Below are 19,983 nucleotides of genomic sequence, written 5' to 3'. Positions count from 1 at the left end.
GGGAGGCACGACGGCGGGATTCCTCCCGCCGTTGCCGAAACGTCTTACGATTCTTCTGCGACCGGTGTCGGCACAGGCTCGGGCGTTGGCGTCGGGCCTTGGCGGCGGCTCTCCTGGAACCAGTGCAACGCGATCAGAATCAGCGTCGGCACGCCGAGCAGAGCGGTGATCAGGAAGAAGCTGTGATAGCCGAACTTTTCCACCAAGACCCCGGAATACCCGCCCATCAGGCGCGGCAACAGCAGCATGATCGAGCTGAGCAGCGCGTATTGCGTGGCCGAGAACTTCAAGTTGGTCAGGCTCGACAGGTAGGCAACGAACGCCGACGTCGCCAGGCCGGAGCTGAAGTTATCGAGGGAAATGGTCACCATCAGCATCTGCAGGTTCGGACCCATGTCAGCGAGCATGACGAACAGCAGGTTGGTGGCTGCCGAGGCCGCGCCGCCGATGAACAGGATTGGCAGAATGCCGAAGCGCACGATCAGCAGGCCGCCCATACCGGCGCCGACCAGCGTCATGATCAGGCCGAAGATCTTGCTGACACTGGCAATCTGATCCTTGGTAAAACCCTGGTCGATGTAGAACACGTTGGCCATGACGCCCATCACCGTGTCCGACATTCGATAAGTGGCGATCAGGCCGAGCAACAGCAGTGCCTGCCAGCGATAGCGCAGAATGAAGTCGTTGACCGGCGTCAGCACCGGGGCGAGGCCGCGACGGCCCATGGTCGACAGGCACAGACCGGTCAGCAGCGTATACAGAATGGCGCGCAGAAACGCGCGGTCTTCAAGCAGCAGGTCGAGCGGGCTCATGCCGCCGAACAGTACGCTGGCGAAATCAGTGTTGTAGAGCTGGGTGAACATGGCCGGTACCGAGACCAGCAACACGATCAGCACAAACACCGACATCAGTTGGTGCATGAAGGTGTAACGCCCGGCCTGCAACTGAGTGCGTAGCGGCACCGGTGGCTCGCGCATGAACAGCGTGGTCAGCAGCGCGGGAATCATCAAGGCACCGAACAGCGCGTAGGTGCCGGCCCAGGCCGAATGCTGATAGTTGAAGCCAGTGGAGCCGAAGCCCTCAGCGAAGAACAGCGCGCCAGCGGTGGCCAGCAGTGCAGCCACGCGATACCCGGACATATAGCTGGCGGCGAGGGCGGCCTGGCGGTTGTCTTCGGCGATTTCCAGGCGATAGGCATCGACCGCGATGTCTTGGGTGGCGGAGGCGAAGGCGACAACAACCGCAATGGCGATCAACCAGGACAGGTGCTTTTGCGGGTCGCAGAAACCCATGCCGATCAAGCCGAGGATGACCAGGGCTTGTGAGAGCACCAGCCACGAACGGCGACGGCCAAGTTTGCCCAGCAACGGCAGGCGCCATTGGTCGAGCAGTGGTGACCAGACCCATTTGAACGCATAGGCCAGGCCGATCAGGCTGGCGTAGCCAATGGTTTCACGGGCGACACCGGCTTCACGCAGCCAGACGGATAGCGTAGAGAACACCAGCATGTACGGCAGGCCGGCGGCGAAACCGAGCAACAACAGCACGAGCGTCGAAGGACTGGCATAAGCGGCTAGCGCGGCGCGCCAGGTTTTACGGGGCATGGGCTGAAGTCTGCCTCAAGATTGCGGAAACAAAGCGCGCACTCTAACCGCTGTGCTCTACCGGACGCCAGCCATGGCGCTGAATATCCACACGATTGTTCAGGACGGTGATGCCTTCCGTGCGCAATCGGGCCCGTTGTTCATCGCCGGACGGGCTGCCCACCGGCAGGCTGATCCGACCACCGGCGCCCAGCACACGGTGCCAGGGCAGCTTTGTATCGCCGGGCAACTGACTCAAGGTGCGGCCGACCCAGCGGGCGGCGCGCCCCAGCCCGGCCAGTTCAGCTAACTGACCATAGCTGACGACTTTGCCTTCGGGCACTTGGGCGAGCGTCGAGTAGAGCGCCGTGCGTCGGATTTGCGCATCGTTTTCAACGCTGTCGAGCGGGTCTTTCACGTGCGCGGTTCCTGAGCATGAACAGTTTGATGGCTTTCAGAGTAATCGGTGATCGCGCAATTGAGAAATGAACTCATCGGAAATCGTCCGGTCAGTCCTTGTCAGGGTCTTATTCCTACGGATAATGCCGACCTTTTTCGCAAACTTGAGCCTTCGATTTGCTTATGTTGTCCAGATCCCTGCTGTGCCTTGCTGTTTTCAGTGCGTCCACGCCCCTGCTTGCCGACACCGTCTGGTTGAAGAACGGTGACAAGTTGAGCGGCACCATCACCGTGTTCGATGGCGGCAAGCTGTTGATCCAGACCAAATACGCCGGTGCGGTCACTATTGACTGGAAAGAGGTCAAGACGCTGGACAGTGATCAGCACTTGCTGGTCAAACAGGATGCCTACAGCGGTGAAGTGTCCAAGTCGCTGACGGCTGCCGAAGATGGCAAGGTCACCCTGGCCAACGGTGAGGCGCCGAAAACCGTTGAGCTGGCGAGCATTCAGCAGATTCTCAAACCGAAACCGGTAGTCGAAGATCTGGTGTGGAAGGGCAATGTCGACCTGGCGCTGGATTATCAACGCGCCGAGAAAGACACTGATGACTACGATGTCGGCTTCAAGACCACAGCACGGCATGGGCGCTGGCGTCATACCGCCGAGGGTGAATACAACCGCGAAGTGCAGGACGACGAGACCACCACCGACAACTGGCGCGCCGAATACGCACTCGACCGCTTCCTGACCGATAAATGGTTTTGGCAAGGCCGTCTGAACTACAAGCGCGATCACATCGAAGAGCTGGCACGCCAGCGTGTGGTCGGTACCGGTCCTGGCTACCAGTTCTGGGATGACGAGTTGGGCGCGTTCTCGCTGGGCTCGCTGTTTAACCGCACCGACTACGAGTATCGCGATGGCAGCAAGGACAACTTCTATTCCGTCGCGATGAAGTGGGATTACAACCGTTACCTGATCGGCAAGAAAGTCGAGTTCTTCACCAACGGTGAAGTGGGCAAGCCGCTGTCCGGTGTCGCCGATTACGCGCTGGATGCTGAATTGGGGCTGCGCTACAAGGTCACCGACTGGGCGTCGCTCAACCTCAAGGCTGAACGCGACATCATCAGCGGCACCAACGATGCCGATCTGAACAAGACCCGTTATACCGCCGGGTTTGGCGTGGCCTGGTAAGGCACCCACAAAAAATCGCAGCCCTGGCAGGCTGCGATTTTTTTTGCCTGTACAAAACAGACGCCCACAAAAAAGCCCCGCTTTTAAGGGCGGGGCTCTTTTCTAAAGAAGCTACAAGTTAGATAACTTGTACTTCTTCAGCTTGCATGCCTTTCTGACCGCGGGTAGCGATGAAAGAAACCTGTTGGCCTTCTTTCAGGCTTTTGAAGCCGTCGGATTGGATAGCTTTGAAGTGAACGAACAGGTCGTCACCGGATTGTGGAGTGATGAAGCCGAAGCCTTTTTCATCGTTGAACCACTTAACGGTACCGGTTTGGCGATTAGACATGGTGTAACTCCTTGAACAAAGATAACTGCGACTCAGGAAGAACCCTGGCCGAGACTGAGTGCAAAGAGCAGGAAAAATTCTTGTAGATGGTTGGATCGAAATTCAACATATCGTGTAGAGATTCTCAGTGACACAAGCAACACAGTGACGCCACCTTAACCCAGTTTCCGAGAAGTGCCAATGCTTCTTGCGAAGGTTTCTCTGTTTTCGAGATCGGCGGTGTGACGGTTCGTCGCCAAAGCCCGTATTTCATGGGTGTTCGGCGAGAATTGCACCGCGCACTTTGAACCGGGCGGCGCGCCCGGTAAGATGCCGGACAGAATTTTTCCACCTCGCTATTCAGGACACCCCGCCATGAGCATCAAATCGGACAAGTGGATTCGCCGCATGGCGCAGGAACAGGGCATGATCGAGCCGTTCGTCGAGCGCCAGATGCGCGGCAGCGATGACAGCCGAGTGATCTCCTACGGTGTGTCGAGCTACGGCTACGACGTGCGCTGCACCAATCACTTCAAGGTGTTCACCAACATCAACTCGTCCATCGTCGACCCGAAAAACTTCGATCCGGGCAGCTTCGTCGACGTCCACAGCGACGTTTGCATCATTCCGCCGAACTCTTTCGCCCTGGCCAGCACCGTCGAATATTTCCGCATTCCGCGCAATGTGCTGACCATCTGCCTGGGTAAAAGCACCTACGCGCGTTGCGGCATCATCGTTAACGTCACGCCGCTTGAGCCTGAGTGGGAAGGCCACGTGACCCTGGAGTTCTCCAACACCACCAACCTGCCGGCGAAAATCTACGCCAACGAAGGCGTGGCACAGATGCTGTTCCTCGAATCCGACGAGGAATGTGAAGTGTCCTACAAGGATCGCGGTGGCAAGTACCAGGGCCAGCGTGGCGTGACCTTGCCGCGCACCTGATCGGTCCATCCGACAGATCGCGGGAATTCTTTGGCGGGCAGACACTCTATGGGGTGTACTGCCCGTTTTTGCTTTCGGCAAAACGGGCCTTCGCCGAGGAGTGCCCTATGAAGATCGATCCGCAAATCACTGCCGAACTGGCAAGGCTCGAGCCCAATCAGATTGGCGTATTGGCCTGGTCCTTGTTGGCGCATCCGCCACTGAGCATGGCCGGCGGAATTCCCGGACAGCCCGATCCCGATACCCCCAACGAACAACCCACCGAGCCTGGCGAACCGACGCTTCCGGACGAGCCGCCACCGGCACCGGTTGCCTGATCTGCATTGAAAACCAATGGCCAGTCAGATGAGGTCTGCAAGGACTTCAACTGACTGGCCATATTTCGTTATCGCCGATGACGAAAATCCTGCAACTCTCTTCGCGCTCGACCGCATAGCCGCCGGTGAAGGCGCCGAATGCCGGTAGCAGGCTGAGGCGTTCGCCGAGCCTGAAACACGCCAGTCGCAAGCTTTGCCGACCCTTGCCGTGCAGCCGATAGACCGGGTGTACGTGACCCGCCAGCACGTGCCTTTCAGGGTGCGGATCAGGCTCGTGCTGCAAGGCGAATGGCCCGAGCAGCAGCGGTTCCGGCACCACCCGGATATTCAGCGATTCAGGTGGATCACCGGCGCGTTTGTCATGATTGCCGCGAATCAGTGTCATCGGCAGATCAGCGTGGCGCGCGCGCCATTGTGCCAGCGCGTCCAGCGTGCCTGGCGCATGAGAGCCGGGCCCGTGGAGGAAGTCACCGAGAAAGATCAATAACCGGCAGGGCAGCTTCGCCAGCAACTGATCAATCACTGCGATATTGCTCGCCGTGGTGCCGTGCGGAACCGGTTGACCCAGACTGCGGTAAGCCGCCGCTTTGCCGAAATGCACATCGGCAATCAGCAGGACCTGTTGCGCGGGCCAGTACAGGGCTTTTTCCGGCAAAAGCCATAGTTCTTCGCCGGCCAGGCGTACCGGGTAGCCTGAACTCATGAGGATTTATCCTTGTCGGCGCTGTTCTCCAGATCACCAACCATTCGCCTGATGCGATCAGCGAGTTTTTCCGAACTCATGCTTTCGCGCATGCGCTCCACCAGCAGCGGGAAGCCCAACGGTGTAGGACGTTTAACCTGATGCACGTCCAGTTTCATCCCGTTGATCCGCTCCAATGTCTGTTCCAAGCGACGAATATCCAGTTCTTCTCGCAGGACTTCTTCCCCGGCCTGGGCCAGCAACAGATTATCTGCGTCGTATTGTTTGAACACTTCAAAAAACAGTCCGCTGGACGCCTGCACCTGTCGGGTGCTTTTCGGTGCGCCGGGGTAGCCGGCGAAGACCAGTCCGGCAATCCGCGCGATCTCGCGAAAACGGCGCAAGGCCAGTTCGCCTGCGTTCAGACTGGCCAGAACGTCCGCTAATAAATCATCGGCATTGAAGAGATTGGCATTCAAATACTCGGCCCAGTCGATCGACGTGGCGCTGAGCAATTCCAGGCCGTAATCGTTCACCGCGATGGAAAACGTCACGGGCTGCCGTTGACTGACGCGCCATGCCAACAGGCTCGCCAGTCCCAGGTGCACCTGGCGCCCGGCAAAGGGATAGAGGAAAAGGTGCCAGCCTTCGCGGGACTTCAGCACCTCGGCCAACAGGTTTTCGGTGGTGGGCATTCCAGACCAGCGCATCTGCGTTTCCAGTAACGGCCGCAGTGCGTGCATTTCCGGCCCGACAAACTCACCCTGCGCGGCCGCGCTGAAACGACTGACGACGGCGGCGGCGAGCTCATTGGAAAGCGGCATGCGCCCGCCATTCCAGCGCGGCACGGCGGCTTTTTTCGCGGTGCTGCGTTTGACGTAAGCGGTCATGTTTTCCACTCGCACCAACTCCAGCAAACGCCCGGCGAAGAGAAAACCGTCACCCGGTTTAAGCCGCGCGATGAAACCTTCCTCAACACTGCCCAACTGTTTGCCACCGCCGCCCTTGCTCCAGAATTTCAGATGGATGCTCGCGTCACTGACGATGGTGCCGATGCTCATGCGATGGCGCCGCGCCAATCTCGCATCCGGCACTCGCCAGACGCCGTGCTCGTCTGGCTCGACCCGGCGGTAATCCGGATAGGCTGTCAGAGACATCCCGCCATGGCGTACGAAAGCCAGCGCCCAGGCCCAGTCAGCAGCTGTCAGGTCACGATAAGCCCAGGCGCCACGGACTTCTTCGTACAGCTCATCGGGTAAAAATCCACCGCCGAGGGCCATGCTGACCAAATGCTGGACCAGCACATCCAGCGGATTGTGCGGTGACTGGCGTGGTTCGATACGCCGTTGTTCGACGGCATCACGGGCGGCAGCGGCTTCGATCAGCTCAAGGCTGTGAGTCGGCACCAGCGTTACTCGCGAGGTGCGTCCCGGCGCGTGGCCTGAACGACCGGCGCGCTGCATGAGGCGCGCGACACCTTTGGCCGAACCGATTTGCAGCACGCGCTCGACTGGCAGGAAATCCACGCCCAAATCCAGGCTTGAGGTGCAGACCACGGCTTTGAGGTGCCCGTCTTTCAAGGCCTGCTCGACCCAGTCGCGAGTCTCGCGAGACAGTGAACTGTGATGCAAAGCGATCAACCCGGCCCAATCGGGTCGCGCCTCCAAGAGGGCCTGATACCAGATTTCCGATTGCGCCCGGGTATTGGTGAACACCAAAGTGCTGGCGCAGGCCTCCAGTTCGGCGACCACTTGCGGCAGCATCTTCAGGCCGATGTGTCCGGCCCACGGAAAACGTTCAATCGCCGGTGGGAGGAGGGTGTCGACCTTCAGCGCTTTTTCGTTTTGCCCCTGAATGCTGATGCCGCCGCCCTGTGGGATCAGCACTTGTTCGGCGTGGGATTGATTACCGAGAGTGGCGGACACCCCCCAGACGATCAGTTCGGGTTGCCAATGCCGCAGGCGGGCGAGGGCCAGTTGCAGTTGCACGCCGCGCTTGTTACCGAGCAGTTCGTGCCATTCATCGACGACGATCATGCGCAGGCTCGCCAGCGCCACCTGCGCATCGGCACGAGCGAGCAGTAAGGTCAGGCTTTCCGGGGTGGTGATCAGCGTGGTCGGCAGGCGCCGGCTCTGCCGGGCGCGTTCGCTGCTGCTGGTATCGCCGGTGCGCAGGCCGATGCTCCATGGGATCTGCAGATCATCGACAGGTGCTTGCAAGGCGCGAGCGGTGTCGGCGGCGAGGGCGCGCATGGGCGTGATCCACAGCACGGTCAGTGGTTCGGCCGGTGGTTTGCGCTTGCGTGGGGTTTCAACAACAGCGGCGGGTTTGGCGAAGCGATTGAGCGCGGCAAACCACACCGCATAAGTTTTACCGGCGCCGGTGCTGGCGTGGAGCAGACCGGATTGGCCGTTTTTCACCGCCGCCCAGACCTGTTTCTGAAAGGCGAACGGCTTCCAGTTGCGGGCGCTGAACCAGATTTTTGCCAGGTCGGAGGATTTCGCCATGCGGGCTGCGCGCGCTCTGGAGGGGTTCTTCCAGTGACCACATCAGTTGGCGAAAGGTTTAATCAGGGTGACCGTGTAGGAGCTGCCGAAGGCTGCGATCTTTTGATCTTGATCTTGATCTCTACAAAACAAGATCAAAAGATCGCAGCCTTCGGCAGCTCCTACAGGGGAACGTGGGCTACTTGAGGTTACCGCTGAGGAATTGCTTGAGGCGTTCGCTTTTCGGGTTGCCGAGCACTTCTTCGGGGGCGCCTTCTTCTTCCACCAAGCCTTGGTGCAGGAACAACACCTGGCTGGAAACCTTACGAGCGAAGCTCATTTCGTGGGTCACCATGATCATGGTCCGACCTTCTTCAGCCAGCCCCTGAATCACCTTCAACACTTCACCGACCAATTCCGGGTCCAGCGCCGAGGTCGGTTCATCAAACAGCATTACCTCCGGTTCCATCGCCAGCGCCCGGGCAATCGCCACGCGCTGTTGCTGACCGCCTGAGAGAAACGCCGGATATTGATCGGCCACTCGTGCCGGCAGGCCAACCTTGTCCAGATAACGCCGCGCACGTTCGTCGGCTTCCTGTTTGCTGCAACCCAGCACCCGGCGCGGGGCCATGGTGATGTTTTCCAGCACGGTCATGTGGCTCCACAGGTTGAAGTGCTGGAACACCATCGCCAACCGCGTGCGCAGGCGTTGCAGTTCATCGGCGTCGGCGACGTGCATGCCGTGGCGGTCGTTGACCATGCGGATCGCCTGGCCATCGAGGCTCATGGCGCCATCGTTAGGTTGTTCGAGAAAGTTGATGCAGCGCAAAAAGGTGCTTTTGCCCGAGCCGCTGGCGCCGATCAGGCTGATCACGTCGCCGGTCTTGGCCTTGAGCGAAACGCCTTTGAGCACCTGATGGTCGCCATAGCTTTTGTGCAGGCCTTCAACGGTCAGTTTGTACATGGGACAGACATCCTCAAGGCGAAAGTAGGTAGCCGCTGCGATAGGCTTCAGCGCCCGCGACGTGGGCGATGACCATGCCGGCAGTGGCCATGCGTCGCAGCGAGCGGGCGTACATCACGCCGGCGCTGGTGCAATGAACGGGGGTGACCCGGTCGTGGATCGGGTCGATGATTTCGGCGATCTGTTGCCCGGCTTCGAGGTATTGACCCGCCGTGGCGGTGTACACCAGCAGCCCACCGACCGGGGTGGTCACCGGTTCCACACCGGCCAGCGGCGTAGCGGGGAACGGCAACGGTGGTTGCGATTTGGTCTCGCCAACGATCGCATCGGACTGGATCAGATAGTCGATCAGCGCCTGGCAGTCGCGGCTGGCCAGCGGATGGGTGACGTCACCCTGGCCGCGCAACTCGACGGTCACCGAGAAACTGCCCAGCGGAATCTCGAAGTGTTCGCCGAAGCGCTCCTTCAGTTGCCACCACAGCAGGGTGAAGCATTCGTCGAACGACTGACCGCCGGAGTCGGTGGCCAGCAAGCTCGCCTGAGCTTCGATGTAGCGCGCCAGCGGTTCGACCTGCGGCCATGCTTCGGGCGTGGTGTAGAGGTGCACCACCGATTCGAAATCGCAGTGCAAGTCCAGCACCATGTCCGCGTCGCAGGCCAACCGTTGCAGGGTCAGACGCTGGGATTGCAGTTGCGTGCTGGCGGTCTGGCGGGCGAGCGCGTCGCGCAGATGCGTGCGGATCAGTTCGAGGTTGTGCTGCGGATCGTCGTTCAGCTTGCCTTCGATGGCGTTGCCGATTTCTTCGCTGAGGTCGACGAACCAGCGGTTGAAGTTCTGCCCGCTCTCCAGTTCGTAGCGGCCCAGCGGCACGTCCATCAGCACTTGTTCGAGGCCGACCGGGTTGGCCACCGGCACCAACACGATTTGGCTGCGCAGGCGCCCGGCGGCTTCCAGCTCCGCCAGACGCTGCTTGAGGTGCCAGGCCACGAGCATGCCGGGTAATTCATCGGCGTGCAGCGAGGACTGAATGTAGACCTTGCCTTTGGCCTGCTCCCGGCCGAAGTGGAAGCTGTGGATCTGTCGTGCGGTCCCCGGCAGCGGGGCCAGCAAGTCATGAATCAGGTGGCGCATTTTTTATCTCTTTATTCCTGAGATGGGCCTAGTGAGTCGGCCCGAGGAAGGCCAGCCATCGGCGTTCGGCAAGGCGGAACAGGCCGACCAGCGCAAAGGTGATGGTCAGGTAGATCAACGCGGCGATGCCGAACGACTGAAAGGTCAGGAAGGTCGCCGAGTTGGCGTCCCGCGCAACTTTCAGGATGTCGGGGATGGTCGCGGTGAAGGCCACGGTAGTCGAGTGCAGCATCAGGATCACTTCGTTGCTGTAATACGGCAACGAACGGCGCAGCGCCGACGGCATGATCACGTAGGCATACAGTTTCCAGCCAGTCAGCCCGTAAGCCTTGGCAGCCTCGACTTCTCCGTGGTTCATGCTGCGGATCGCCCCGGCGAAAATCTCCGTGGTGTAGGCGCAAGTGTTCAGGGCAAAGGCGAGGATCGTGCAGTTCATCGCATCGCGAAAGAAACTGTCGAGCAGCGGCTGCGCACGCACAGCGGCCAGGCTGTAGATCCCGGTGTAGCAGATCAGCAGCTGGATATACAGCGGCGTGCCGCGGAACAGGTAGGTGTAGAACTGCACCGGCCAGCGGATGTAGAAGTGGCTCGAGACGCGCGCGATCGACAACGGAATCGACACCAGGAAACCGATGAAGATCGAGGCGCTGAGTAGCCACAGCGTCATCGCCAGCCCGGTAATGTTCTGGCCGTCGGTATAGAGGAAGGCGCGCCAGTATTCCTGCAGAAGTTCGATCATCGTACGGCCTCCCGGGCACCGGCAGCATAGCGGCGTTCGAGCCAGCGCAGGATGAAGTTCGAGGCACTGGTGATCAGCAGATAGATCAACGCGGCGAGGACCAGGAAGTAGAACAGTTGATAAGTGCTTTTACCGGCGTCCTGCGCGGCTTTGACCAGGTCGGCGAGGCCGATGATCGACACCAGCGCGGTGGCCTTGAGCATCACCATCCAGTTGTTGCCGATGCCCGGCAGGGCGAAACGCATCATTTGCGGGAACACCACGAAGCGAAAGCGCTGGCCGCGTTTGAGGCCATACGCGGTGGCGGCTTCAACCTGACCGCGCGGCACGGCGAGGATCGCGCCACGGAAAGTTTCGGTGAAATACGCGCCATAGATAAAACCCAGGGTCAGCACCCCGGCGCTGAACGGGTCGATTTCGATGTATTCCCATTCCAGGTAATCGGTCAGGGACGTCAACCAGGTTTGCAGGCTGTAGAAGATCAGCAGCATCAGCACCAGGTCCGGCACCCCGCGAATCAGCGTGGTGTAGAGCTGGGCGGGCAGGCGCACCAGTTTTATTTTTGACAGTTTGGCGCTGGCGCCGAGCAGACCGAGCAACACGGCCACCAGTAGCGACAACGCCGACAATTTGATGGTCATCCAGGTGCCTTCCAACAGCAAAGGACCGAAGCCCTTGAGGCTGAAGGCGGAGAGCCCCAGATTTTGTAAGAGGTTTTCGAACATAAATCAGCAACCTGAGCGGATGGAAAAGGCGCCCATCGAGGATGGGCGCCGGGGCATTATTTGCCGCTGTACAGATTCAGATCGCCAAAGTGTTTCTTTTGAATCTCGGCGTATTTGCCGTCATCGTGTAACGCTTTGATACCTTTATCTAAAAGCGCTTTCAGCTCAGTGTTACCTTTCTTAATACCGACAGCGGTTTTGGCTGGCAGCAATTCGCTGTCGACTGGCTTGCTGACGTCATAGTCGGCGCCCTGTGGCGACTTCAAAAAGCCCAGTTCGGCTTGCAGCATGTCCTGAATGCCCGCATCGAGACGGCCGGAGGTCAGGTCGGAGTACACCTGATCCTGGTTCTGATAGGCCTGGGTTTTCACGCCGGCCTTGTCCAGCACGGCTTTGGCGTAGGCTTCCTGAATAGTGCCTTGCTCGTAACCGACGGTTTTACCTTTCAGCGACGCAACGTCGGCGGTGATGCCGGAGCCTTTCTTGAACACATAGGCGGTCGGGCCGGAGAACAGCTCGCTGGAGAAGTCGATGACTTTTTCCCGGGCCGGGGTCACGGTCATCGACGAGATCACACCGTCGAATTTGTTGGCCTTAAGGCCCGGAATCATGCCGTCGAAGTCACTTTCAACCCACTTGCACTTGACCTTGAGTTCGGCGCAGATCGCGTTGCCCAGGTCGATGTCGAAGCCCACCAGGCTGCCGTCGGCCGCTTTCGACTCGAACGGTGCGTACGAAGGGTCAACGCCAAAGCGCAGCTCTTTGTATTCCTTGGCCAGCGCGGAGCCAGCGGCCATGCACAACGCCAGTGCAGAAAGGGTCAGCAATGCTTTTTTCATTATTCAATCCCTAAGAACCAATATGAGCGCTTGTGGCGCAGAATTATTGTTACTGGAACGCGTACGACCTATAGAAAGTAGCAATTTCCGAACCAGAGTCCCGAACAAGTGTTTTAAAAGGTTGGGCGGGGAGGGATGAGGGGAACTGAGTGCACGGAAATGGGCATTGCCCAAAGCGTGCACCGATTTGTGGCCGCGTCATGTGTTGTCCCGGGAAAAGGGGTCAGGCCAGCAGATCCTGCAAAGTGGCCAAGCTATCCGCTTCATCCACGGTCTTGTCCTGCCGCCAGCGCAGCATCCGCGGAAAACGCACCGCGATCCCGCTCTTGTGTCGGCGTGACAGGGCAATACCTTCAAAGCCCAGTTCAAAAACCAGACTCGGCTTCACACTGCTCACCGGGCCGAACTTCTCCACCGTGGTCTTGCGCACGATGCTATCGACCTTGCGCATTTCCTCATCGGTCAGCCCCGAATAGGCCTTGGCAAACGGCACCAGCGCACGCTGGCTCGACTCGGGCGGGCCGTCCCACACGGCAAAGGTGTAATCGCTGTACAGACTGGCCCGGCGACCGTGACCGCGCTGCGCGTAAATCAGTACCGCATCGACGCTGAACGGATCGACCTTCCACTTCCACCAAACGCCCATGTCCTTGGTTCGCCCCACGCCATACAGCGAATCCCGCGCCTTGAGCATCATTCCCTCGACACCCAGTCGCCGCGAGGACTCGCGTTGGCGGGAGAGGTCCAACCAATCAGTGCCGGTCAGCACCGGTGAGGCCAGCAGCACCGGGCTGTTGCAGCGCGCAATCACCGCTTCCAGTTGCGCCCGACGTTTCGCTTGCGGCTGGTTGCGCCAGTCTTCGCCTTGCCATTCGAGCAGGTCGTAGGCGAGCACCACCACCGGCACGTCTTCGAGGATTTTCTTGTCGAGGGTCTTGCGACCGATGCGTTGTTGCAGCAGGGCGAAGGACTGCACGGCTGGCGGTTCGGTCGATTGCGGATCAAAGGCGTCTTCGGTGCGCGGATGCGTGCTTTTCCACACGACGATTTCGCCGTCGATCACCGTGCCATCGGGCAAGCCGTGTACCAGCACCTCCAGTTCGGGAAAACGCTCGGTCACCAGTTCCTCGCCCCGCGACCAGATCCATAGTCGGCCCTCTCGCTTGACCACTTGGGCGCGGATGCCATCCCATTTCCATTCAATCTGCCAATCGCTGGCCGGGCCGATCAGCGTTTCGAATTCTTCCACCGGCTGCGACAAGGCGTGGGCCAAGAAGAACGGATACGGCTGACCACCCCGCTGAGCATGTTCATCGCTGGATTCAGGGGCAATCAGCTTCAGGTAACTGGCGGCGCTCGGCCGGTTGGACAGATCGGTGTAACCGACCAGACGCTGCGCCACACGCTTGCTGTCCAGCCCGGCCATCGAGGCCAAGGCCCGGGTAACCAGCAATTTCGAGACGCCGACGCGGAAACTGCCGGTGATCAATTTGATGCACAGCATCAGGCTTGATCGATCCAGTTGCGCCCACAGGGCCGGCAGTTGCCGGTTCAGATATTCCGGTGCTTCACCGCGCAGTGGCAGCAGTTTGTCCTCGATCCACTCGGCGAGGCCGGCGTCGGAGGTGTGCGGGTTTTCGGCGAGTACCAGCGAAATGGTTTCCGCCAGGTCGCCGACGGCTTGATAGCTTTCCTCGAACAACCACGGTTCCAGGCCCGAGATCTCGACGGCGAGTTCACGCAGAATTCTCACCGGCACCAGTTGCCGGGGCCGGCCACCGGAGAGAAAGTACACCGCCCACGCGGCGTCGTGCGGTTCGGCCTGGGCGAAGTAGGCTTGCATCGCCGCCAGTTTGGCGTTGCTCGAGGTGGTCGCGTCGAGTTCGGCGTACAGCTCGGCGAATGCTTTCATGCGGGCATCTCTGCGATGGTCGGTTCGGTGGCGAGGTTTTCTTCTTCGTCATCGCCGTATTCGGTGTTGAAACCCTGGGCATCCAGACCCTGTTCGCGCAGATGCCGCACCAGCACGCCGATCGAACCGTGGGTGACCATGACGCGTTCCGCACCGGTTTGCTCGATGGCCCACAATAGGCCGGGCCAGTCGGCGTGATCGGAGAGCACGAAACCGCGATCGACGCCGCGCCGCCGTCGGGTACCACGCAAGCGCATCCAGCCACTGGCAAATGCGTCGCTGTACTCGCCAAAACGGCGCATCCAGCTGCTGCCACCGGCCGAAGGCGGGGCGATGACCAGGGCCTTGCGCATGATCGGGTCGTTTTTTTTCACCTCTCCGGCGTAGATCGTCGGCGGCAAATACACGCCGGCCTCGCGGTAGACCCGATTCAGCGGCTCGACCGCACCGTGGCTGAGGATCGGACCGAGGCTTTCGTCGATACCGTGGAGAATCCGTTGAGCCTTGCCGAACGAGTAACAGAACAACACGCTGGCCTTGCCGGCCGCGATGTTCGCAGCCCACCACTGGTTGATCTCGCTGAACACCTGCGCCTGTGGCTGCCAGCGATAGATAGGCAGGCCGAAGGTCGATTCGGTGATGAAGGTGTGGCAGCGCACCGGTTCGAACGGGGCGCAGGTGCCGTCCGGTTCGATCTTGTAGTCGCCGGACGCGACCCAGACTTCGCCACCGTATTCCAGGCGCACTTGTGCCGAACCGAGCACGTGACCGGCAGGGTGAAAACTCAGGGTGACACCGTGGTGCGTCAGGCGCTGGCCGTAGGCGAGGGTTTGCAGGTTGATGTCCTGCCCCAGACGCGCGCGCAAAATCCCTTCGCTGGCGCTGCTGGCCAGATAATGTTGGTTACCGGTACGGGCATGATCGCCGTGGGCATGGGTAATGACCGAGCGCTCGACGGGGCGCCACGGGTCTATGTAGAAATCTCCGGCAGGGCAGTACAAACCCTCGGGGCGGGCGATAACAAGGTCCATGTCCTTACCAGAATGGGGGGCTTGTTAGCTATGAGGCTGACGCGTGTCCGGAAGTTCTATCGACTTTGAAGAGCAACCCTCACCCCAGCCCTCTCCCTGAGGGAGAGGGGGCCGACTGAGGTGTCTGGCGAGTGACATCGACCTGAAAAACCGCGCCGAACACAGATTCTGGACCAGATCAAAAGCCCCTCACCCCAGCCCTCTCCCAGAGGGAGAGGGGGCCGACCGAGGTGTCTGGGAGAGCTACGCCGACGTGAAATACCGAGTCGAACACAGATTCTGGGCCAGATCAAAAGCCCCTCACCCCAGCCCTCTCCCAGAGGGAGAGGGCTGGGGTGAGGTGTCTGGCCAGCTACATCGACCTGAAAGACCGAGTCGATTACGGATTCGGCAAGGCACGAACCGAGTTGATTCTGGATTCGGCAGTGCACGTTCAGGTCGGCGTATGACTCAAGCATCCCCCAATCAGTCCCCTCTCCCTCCGGGAGAGGGCTAGGGTGAGGGGCTTTTGATGTACAGCTTATTTGCCGGGAGTAAGCGTCAGACGGGTCTTGCCGTAGACCCGGTCAAAGTTCTGCGGCTGCATCGGCAAGCCGATGTACTGCCCCTTCAACCACGCATCGATGCCATTGAGGTAGTTCGGACTCACCGGATTACCCGACTGCCCCGTACCGTTCTGGCCCATCAGCGGTTCGGCTTGGCCGAAGTCGACGATGAAACGCATCGACGGTGCGCGCGTCGTGGTGAAATCCTGGCCCCAGGCGAACGCCGACGTGTTCAACGTCGTGTGATCGCCACCGGCCGCCAGTGGTCCGCGCACGGTCTGGCCATTGCTGTTCTTCCAGGCATAACTGTGCAGCTTGCCCCACTGCCAGGCCCGGTGATCGCCGCCCAACTGACTCTCGCTAGCGCTGATCGCCGCCGCGAAGCTACGGGCAAGAATCACCGCTTTGTCTTCTTTCTGCGGCGTACGAATGTCGTCCCAGAACGGACTGTCCTCACGTCCCAACAGATGGTCAGCCTGCGCCGCGTAAGACAGATCACCATTGGCGATAAACGCCTTCCACGCCGGGCTCGATTCCGGACCGAGCTCATCGAGGAAGATCTGCTTCATACTTTCTTGCAGGAACAGTTCGTAGATCGCCGCATCCGCCGAGGTCGGGCTGAGCTTGCCGTCGAACGCCATCAACCGCGTGAACGCTTCGCGCGCCTTGCTGCGATCCACTTCCGGCAGGGCATCGATTGCCTGTTTCAGCGGCTGCTTCATGCCCGGTGCTTCGAAGACTTTTTTCAACTTGGCGGCGAAGGTGGTGGTCTGGTCGTACTGCATGGCGATCACGCTGCGGCTGTCGTGCTTGCTGCTGCCGGCCAGTTCCGCCAGACGCTCGCCACGTTCCGGCGCCGCCCAAGAGTTCGACAGTTGCATGCCGTAACCGTGAGGAATCACACGCTGGTTGGCGGTGCCGAGCCAGCCTTGCGCCGGATCCTGATCGTACGGATGCAGCATCGGGTCGGCGTAACCGTCCCAGTCGTAGCGACCTTCCCAGCCCGGCGACGGCAGCAAGCCTTCGCCTTCGCGGCGGTTGGGGAAACGCCCGGTCACCTGCCAACCGATGTTGCTCGCATCGGCGAACACCAGATTCAGGGCGATGGCGCGGATCTCGCGGCTCGCGTCGGAAGCGCGTTCAACGGTTTGCGCACGGGTCAGATCAAAAAACGCATCCAGCGACTTGTCATCAGTGAAGCTCGGGGTCTGCAAGGCAAGACCGAAACCGCTGCCTTGCGCGGCCGCCTGAGCACTGTTGAGCAATGCGCCGTGGCGGGTTTCGTACACCGCTTCGCGAATCGGCCGTTGGCCTTTGACGAAGTAGGTTTCGTTGCGCACGCCCAGTGGCTGCCATTTGCCGTTGACCTCGTAGGTCAGGCTGCTGCCCTGACGGCGAATTTTTTCCAGAAACAGATCCTGGTTGTCGCCGAGCACGCTGGTCATGCTCCACGCTACTTTGCCGTTGAAGCCGCCGAGGACCATCGGCAGACCGGCAACGGTGACGCCGGCGGCCTGATATTTCGGTGCGCGGATCTGCACGAAACTCCACAGCGAAGGCGCGGCCAGCGGCCCATGGGCGTCACTGGCCAGCAGGCTCTTGCCGCTGCGGCTGCGTTGCGGGGCGATCGCCCAGTTGTTCGAAGACGGGGTGCCGAGCAGGTTCAGCGCGGACAGTTGCTGGCTGGCGTTGCTCAGTTCGGTCAGGCCGGGAATCTGCCCGTTGAGCTTGAGCCCTTGCAGCTTGTCGGCCTCGGCCAGTGGCAGGTTTTCGTCAGGCGCGGACGGCGTCAGCCAGGCGAGTTTGTCGGTAGCAACGGTTTGCGCCAGCACCAGCGAGGAAATTTCTTCCGGCAGGTTGGCCGACTGGCTGAAATTCAGCAGGGCGAAAATCAGCGCCGAGTCTTCCGGTTTCCAGTATTCCGGCTTGTAACCGCTGGACGCGAGATCACCCGGCAACTTGTCGGCGTAGCGGAACAGGTAGGCGTTGACGCCTCGTGCATAGACTTCGAAGAAACGCTTGAGGCGAGGCGACGAAGCCTTGTACAGCTCGCCAGCGCTTTTCTTCAGATTGACCGCGCGCATGTAGCGGTCGGCGTCGAGCATTGACGCGCCGGACATTTCTGCCAGACGGCCCTGCGCCAACAGGCGCAAGGTCACCATCTGGTTGATGCGGTCGCTGGCGTGCACATAGCCGAGGCTGAACAGCGCGTCGTGGAAGGTGTTGCTCTCGATCAGCGGCATGCCCATGGCATTGCGACGTACCGACACGTTCTGCGCCAGACCCTTGAGCGGTTGCACGCCGGAGGTCGGCGGGAGGGTGTCCTGAGCATTCCAGGTCTGGCAACCGGACAGGCCCAAAACACCGGCCACTGCTGCGGCAACGCCGAACCGGGGAAGAAAATGTGTGAGGGCTGGCGAGGCCATGGCAAAGCTCCTGCGGGGGGTAGCGTCAGTAAAGGCGCTACGTTAGTGAGCAGGAGGTGGCCGCGCAAGCGGGGGCGGGGGTTATTTGCGTATTTCTGTCGAATGGAAAAGATCGCAGCCTGCGGCAGCTCCTATATAAGCATGCATTCCCCTGTAGGAGATGCCGAAGGCTGCGATCTTTTGCCGTTCAATCAAGCCTTCGGTGGATTGATTTTCTGCACCAACGCGTAGGCCTTCACCGTCGCCGGGCGATCCTTGATGCGGTTGAACCAGCGCTGCACATGCGGGAAGTCTTCAAGGTTCTGGCTTTGCCATTTGTGCGAGACGATCCACGGATAGATCGCCATGTCGGCAATGCTGTATTCGCTGCCGGCGACGAATTCGTTATCAGCCAGTTGCTTGTTCAATACGCCATACAACCGCGCGGTCTCGTCGATGTAGCGCTTGATCGCGTAGGGGATTTTCTCCGGGGCGAACTGGCTGAAGTGGTGATTCTGCCCGGCCATCGGCCCCAATCCGCCCATTTGCCAGAACAGCCATTGCAACGCCGTTTGCCGACCGCGCAGGTCTTGGGGCAGAAACTTCCCGGTTTTCTCCGCCAGATACAACAGGATTGCCCCGGACTCGAACAGCGACAGCGGTTCACCGCCATCGGCCGGTTCATGGTCAACGATGGCCGGAATGCGATTGTTCGGGGCGATTTTCAGAAAGTGCGGCTGAAACTGCTCACCCTGGCTGATGTTGATCGGGTGCACGTTGTACGGCAGGCCGGCTTCTTCGAGAAACAGGGAGATCTTGTGGCCGTTGGGGGTGGTCCAGTAATACAGGTCGATCATGGAGAACTCCAAAGCAGAAATGGACTTGCGTGCGGACAGCAAACGCCGGCGTCAGGTCGTCCCGTGTGCGTTCGATAGCTTGCTTAGTAGGAAGAGGTGATGCTGAACTGCGCAGAATTCAATGACTCTGCATGAGAAAAATCGCCATGGAGCTTCAGGCCAACGCTGCACTGATCATCATCGACCAGCAAAAAGGCATCCTGCAGCCGCGTTTGGGTCGAAGGAATAATCTTCAGGCGGAAGAGCGAATCCTTGATCTGCTGGGGCTGTGGCGGCGTAGCACAAGGCCGGTGATTCATGTGCAACATCTGTCGCGTGAACCGGATTCGGTGTTTTGGCCGGAGCAGGAAGGCGTGGAATTCCAGCAGCGGTTTTTGCCGCAGGACGGCGAATGGCTGATTCAGAAGCAGGTGCCGGATGCATTTTGTGCCACCGGGTTAGAGGCGCGGTTGCGCGAGGCGGGGATCGGGCAATTGGTTATTGTCGGCGTGGCCACTAACAACTCCGTGGAATCGACGGCGCGCACGGCGGGGAATCTGGGGTTTGATGCGTGGGTGGCGGAGGATGCCTGTTTCACCTTCGACAAGGCTGATTATTTCGGCACATTGCGTACGGCTGAAGAGGTGCACGGGATGTCGCTGGGGAATTTGCAGGGGGAGTATGCGACGGTGGTCAGTTCTGCACAGATTCTGGCGGCTGGCTGAAAACTTCACCATATGTGCCGGCCCCTTCGCGAGCAAGCTCGCTCCCACAGGGGAACGCATTGCAACTGAAGAAACCCGTTCAGGCGACGACGATGTTGGATGTGCCGGCCTCATCGCGAGCAGGCTCACTCCTACAGGGATTGCATTCCAACTGGAGGAACTCGATTGACTGTGGGAGCGAGCTTGCTCGCGAAGGCGGCAGGTCAGGCGAAGAGGGTCTTCG

At 60.1% G+C, this 19,983-nt stretch carries 18 protein-coding genes; 4 read left to right on the top strand and 14 right to left on the bottom strand.

The features are described from left to right. Positions 1-44: 44 nt before the first annotated feature. Complete coding sequence (locus AC0ZWN_RS18665) at positions 45-1,604, bottom strand: AmpG family muropeptide MFS transporter (RefSeq protein WP_476336044.1); 1,560 nt, start codon at positions 1,602-1,604, stop codon at positions 45-47. Positions 1,605-1,647: 43 nt separating this feature from the next. Then, positions 1,648-2,001 carry an MGMT family protein gene (locus AC0ZWN_RS18660; protein WP_194933846.1) on the bottom strand — a complete coding sequence of 118 codons (354 nt, stop codon included), beginning with the start codon at positions 1,999-2,001 and terminating at the stop codon, positions 1,648-1,650. 164 nt (positions 2,002-2,165) lie between these two features. Between AC0ZWN_RS18660 and AC0ZWN_RS18655 the strand changes: the two genes are divergently transcribed. Next, positions 2,166-3,173 carry a DUF481 domain-containing protein gene (locus tag AC0ZWN_RS18655; protein WP_476336043.1) on the top strand — a complete coding sequence of 336 codons (1,008 nt, stop codon included), beginning with the start codon at positions 2,166-2,168 and terminating at the stop codon, positions 3,171-3,173. Positions 3,174-3,291: 118 nt separating this feature from the next. Here AC0ZWN_RS18655 and AC0ZWN_RS18650 read toward each other — a convergent pair whose 3' ends face one another. Next, positions 3,292-3,501, bottom strand: a complete 210-nt coding sequence (locus tag AC0ZWN_RS18650) for a cold-shock protein (RefSeq protein ID WP_002554837.1) — start codon at positions 3,499-3,501, stop codon at positions 3,292-3,294. Positions 3,502-3,855: 354 nt separating this feature from the next. Here AC0ZWN_RS18650 and dcd point away from each other — a divergent pair, with 354 nt between their 5' ends. Both dcd and AC0ZWN_RS18640 read left to right on the top strand, forming a co-directional pair. Further along, positions 3,856-4,422 carry a dCTP deaminase gene (gene dcd / locus AC0ZWN_RS18645; RefSeq protein ID WP_093436360.1) on the top strand — a complete coding sequence of 189 codons (567 nt, stop codon included), beginning with the start codon at positions 3,856-3,858 and terminating at the stop codon, positions 4,420-4,422. Between the two features lie 107 nt (positions 4,423-4,529). Beyond that, positions 4,530-4,739 carry a hypothetical protein gene (locus AC0ZWN_RS18640; protein ID WP_007918615.1) on the top strand — a complete coding sequence of 70 codons (210 nt, stop codon included), beginning with the start codon at positions 4,530-4,532 and terminating at the stop codon, positions 4,737-4,739. Between the two features lie 46 nt (positions 4,740-4,785). Here the strand turns inward: AC0ZWN_RS18640 and pdeM are convergent, their stop codons facing one another. From pdeM to AC0ZWN_RS18585, 11 genes are all read right to left on the bottom strand, one after another. After that, positions 4,786-5,442, bottom strand: a complete 657-nt coding sequence (gene pdeM / locus AC0ZWN_RS18635) for a ligase-associated DNA damage response endonuclease PdeM (RefSeq protein ID WP_476336041.1) — start codon at positions 5,440-5,442, stop codon at positions 4,786-4,788. Next, the gene (locus tag AC0ZWN_RS18630) at positions 5,439-7,928 is read right to left on the bottom strand and encodes a ligase-associated DNA damage response DEXH box helicase (protein WP_476336040.1); all 2,490 of its coding nucleotides are present in this window, start codon (positions 7,926-7,928) and stop codon (positions 5,439-5,441) included. The genes pdeM and AC0ZWN_RS18630 overlap by 4 nt, the downstream gene beginning before the upstream one ends. A gap of 178 nt (positions 7,929-8,106) precedes the next feature. Beyond that, on the bottom strand, positions 8,107-8,871 hold the full coding sequence (locus AC0ZWN_RS18625) for an ABC transporter ATP-binding protein (protein WP_476336039.1): 765 nt from the start codon (positions 8,869-8,871) through the stop codon (positions 8,107-8,109). Positions 8,872-8,884: 13 nt separating this feature from the next. Further along, positions 8,885-10,003: a succinylglutamate desuccinylase/aspartoacylase family protein gene (locus AC0ZWN_RS18620; RefSeq protein WP_476336037.1), complete on the bottom strand. Its 1,119-nt coding sequence runs from the start codon at positions 10,001-10,003 to the stop codon at positions 8,885-8,887. A gap of 28 nt (positions 10,004-10,031) precedes the next feature. After that, positions 10,032-10,742, bottom strand: coding sequence for an ABC transporter permease (locus AC0ZWN_RS18615; protein ID WP_093436336.1), 711 nt, complete (start codon positions 10,740-10,742; stop codon positions 10,032-10,034). Beyond that, positions 10,739-11,467, bottom strand: a complete 729-nt coding sequence (locus AC0ZWN_RS18610; protein ID WP_476336035.1) for an ABC transporter permease — start codon at positions 11,465-11,467, stop codon at positions 10,739-10,741. The genes AC0ZWN_RS18615 and AC0ZWN_RS18610 overlap by 4 nt, the downstream gene beginning before the upstream one ends. Before the next feature lie 56 nt (positions 11,468-11,523). Further along, on the bottom strand, positions 11,524-12,306 hold the full coding sequence (locus AC0ZWN_RS18605; protein WP_007918608.1) for a transporter substrate-binding domain-containing protein: 783 nt from the start codon (positions 12,304-12,306) through the stop codon (positions 11,524-11,526). A 223-nt stretch (positions 12,307-12,529) separates the two neighbouring features. Then, the gene (locus AC0ZWN_RS18600) at positions 12,530-14,218 is read right to left on the bottom strand and encodes an ATP-dependent DNA ligase (protein ID WP_476336033.1); all 1,689 of its coding nucleotides are present in this window, start codon (positions 14,216-14,218) and stop codon (positions 12,530-12,532) included. Beyond that, entirely contained in the window at positions 14,215-15,249 is a 1,035-nt protein-coding gene (locus AC0ZWN_RS18595; protein WP_476336031.1) for a ligase-associated DNA damage response exonuclease, read from the bottom strand. The genes AC0ZWN_RS18600 and AC0ZWN_RS18595 overlap by 4 nt, the downstream gene beginning before the upstream one ends. A 520-nt stretch (positions 15,250-15,769) precedes the next feature. After that, positions 15,770-18,220, bottom strand: a complete 2,451-nt coding sequence (locus tag AC0ZWN_RS18590; protein ID WP_476336030.1) for a penicillin acylase family protein — start codon at positions 18,218-18,220, stop codon at positions 15,770-15,772. Positions 18,221-18,411: 191 nt separating this feature from the next. After that, positions 18,412-19,056, bottom strand: a complete 645-nt coding sequence (locus AC0ZWN_RS18585) for a glutathione binding-like protein (RefSeq protein ID WP_476336028.1) — start codon at positions 19,054-19,056, stop codon at positions 18,412-18,414. A 146-nt stretch (positions 19,057-19,202) separates the two neighbouring features. Between AC0ZWN_RS18585 and AC0ZWN_RS18580 the strand changes: the two genes are divergently transcribed. Next, positions 19,203-19,760 (top strand): cysteine hydrolase family protein, encoded by a 558-nt coding sequence (locus AC0ZWN_RS18580; RefSeq protein WP_476336083.1) that lies wholly within the window; start codon positions 19,203-19,205, stop codon positions 19,758-19,760. Positions 19,761-19,983: the final 223 nt, after the last annotated feature.

The sequence above is a fragment of the Pseudomonas sp. 3B-A001-10F genome (genome assembly GCF_056313565.1).
This window is presented reverse-complemented; position numbering and strand designations above follow the sequence as displayed.

Bases quoted from the DNA above. Each gene is read 5' to 3' on its own strand.
- AC0ZWN_RS18665 (WP_476336044.1), bottom strand. From the start codon at position 1,604: ATGCCCCGTAAAACCTGGCGCGCCGCGCTAGCCGCTTATGCCAGTCCT.
- AC0ZWN_RS18655 (WP_476336043.1), top strand. From the start codon at position 2,166: ATGTTGTCCAGATCCCTGCTGTGCCTTGCTGTTTTCAGTGCGTCCACG.
- AC0ZWN_RS18650 (WP_002554837.1), bottom strand. From the start codon at position 3,501: ATGTCTAATCGCCAAACCGGTACCGTTAAGTGGTTCAACGATGAAAAA.
- dcd (WP_093436360.1), top strand. From the start codon at position 3,856: ATGAGCATCAAATCGGACAAGTGGATTCGCCGCATGGCGCAGGAACAG.
- AC0ZWN_RS18640 (WP_007918615.1), top strand. From the start codon at position 4,530: ATGAAGATCGATCCGCAAATCACTGCCGAACTGGCAAGGCTCGAGCCC.
- pdeM (WP_476336041.1), bottom strand. From the start codon at position 5,442: ATGAGTTCAGGCTACCCGGTACGCCTGGCCGGCGAAGAACTATGGCTT.
- AC0ZWN_RS18630 (WP_476336040.1), bottom strand. From the start codon at position 7,928: ATGGCGAAATCCTCCGACCTGGCAAAAATCTGGTTCAGCGCCCGCAAC.
- AC0ZWN_RS18625 (WP_476336039.1), bottom strand. From the start codon at position 8,871: ATGTACAAACTGACCGTTGAAGGCCTGCACAAAAGCTATGGCGACCAT.
- AC0ZWN_RS18620 (WP_476336037.1), bottom strand. From the start codon at position 10,003: ATGCGCCACCTGATTCATGACTTGCTGGCCCCGCTGCCGGGGACCGCA.
- AC0ZWN_RS18615 (WP_093436336.1), bottom strand. From the start codon at position 10,742: ATGATCGAACTTCTGCAGGAATACTGGCGCGCCTTCCTCTATACCGAC.
- AC0ZWN_RS18610 (WP_476336035.1), bottom strand. From the start codon at position 11,467: ATGTTCGAAAACCTCTTACAAAATCTGGGGCTCTCCGCCTTCAGCCTC.
- AC0ZWN_RS18605 (WP_007918608.1), bottom strand. From the start codon at position 12,306: ATGAAAAAAGCATTGCTGACCCTTTCTGCACTGGCGTTGTGCATGGCC.
- AC0ZWN_RS18600 (WP_476336033.1), bottom strand. From the start codon at position 14,218: ATGAAAGCATTCGCCGAGCTGTACGCCGAACTCGACGCGACCACCTCG.
- AC0ZWN_RS18595 (WP_476336031.1), bottom strand. From the start codon at position 15,249: ATGGACCTTGTTATCGCCCGCCCCGAGGGTTTGTACTGCCCTGCCGGA.
- AC0ZWN_RS18590 (WP_476336030.1), bottom strand. From the start codon at position 18,220: ATGGCCTCGCCAGCCCTCACACATTTTCTTCCCCGGTTCGGCGTTGCC.
- AC0ZWN_RS18585 (WP_476336028.1), bottom strand. From the start codon at position 19,056: ATGATCGACCTGTATTACTGGACCACCCCCAACGGCCACAAGATCTCC.
- AC0ZWN_RS18580 (WP_476336083.1), top strand. From the start codon at position 19,203: ATGGAGCTTCAGGCCAACGCTGCACTGATCATCATCGACCAGCAAAAA.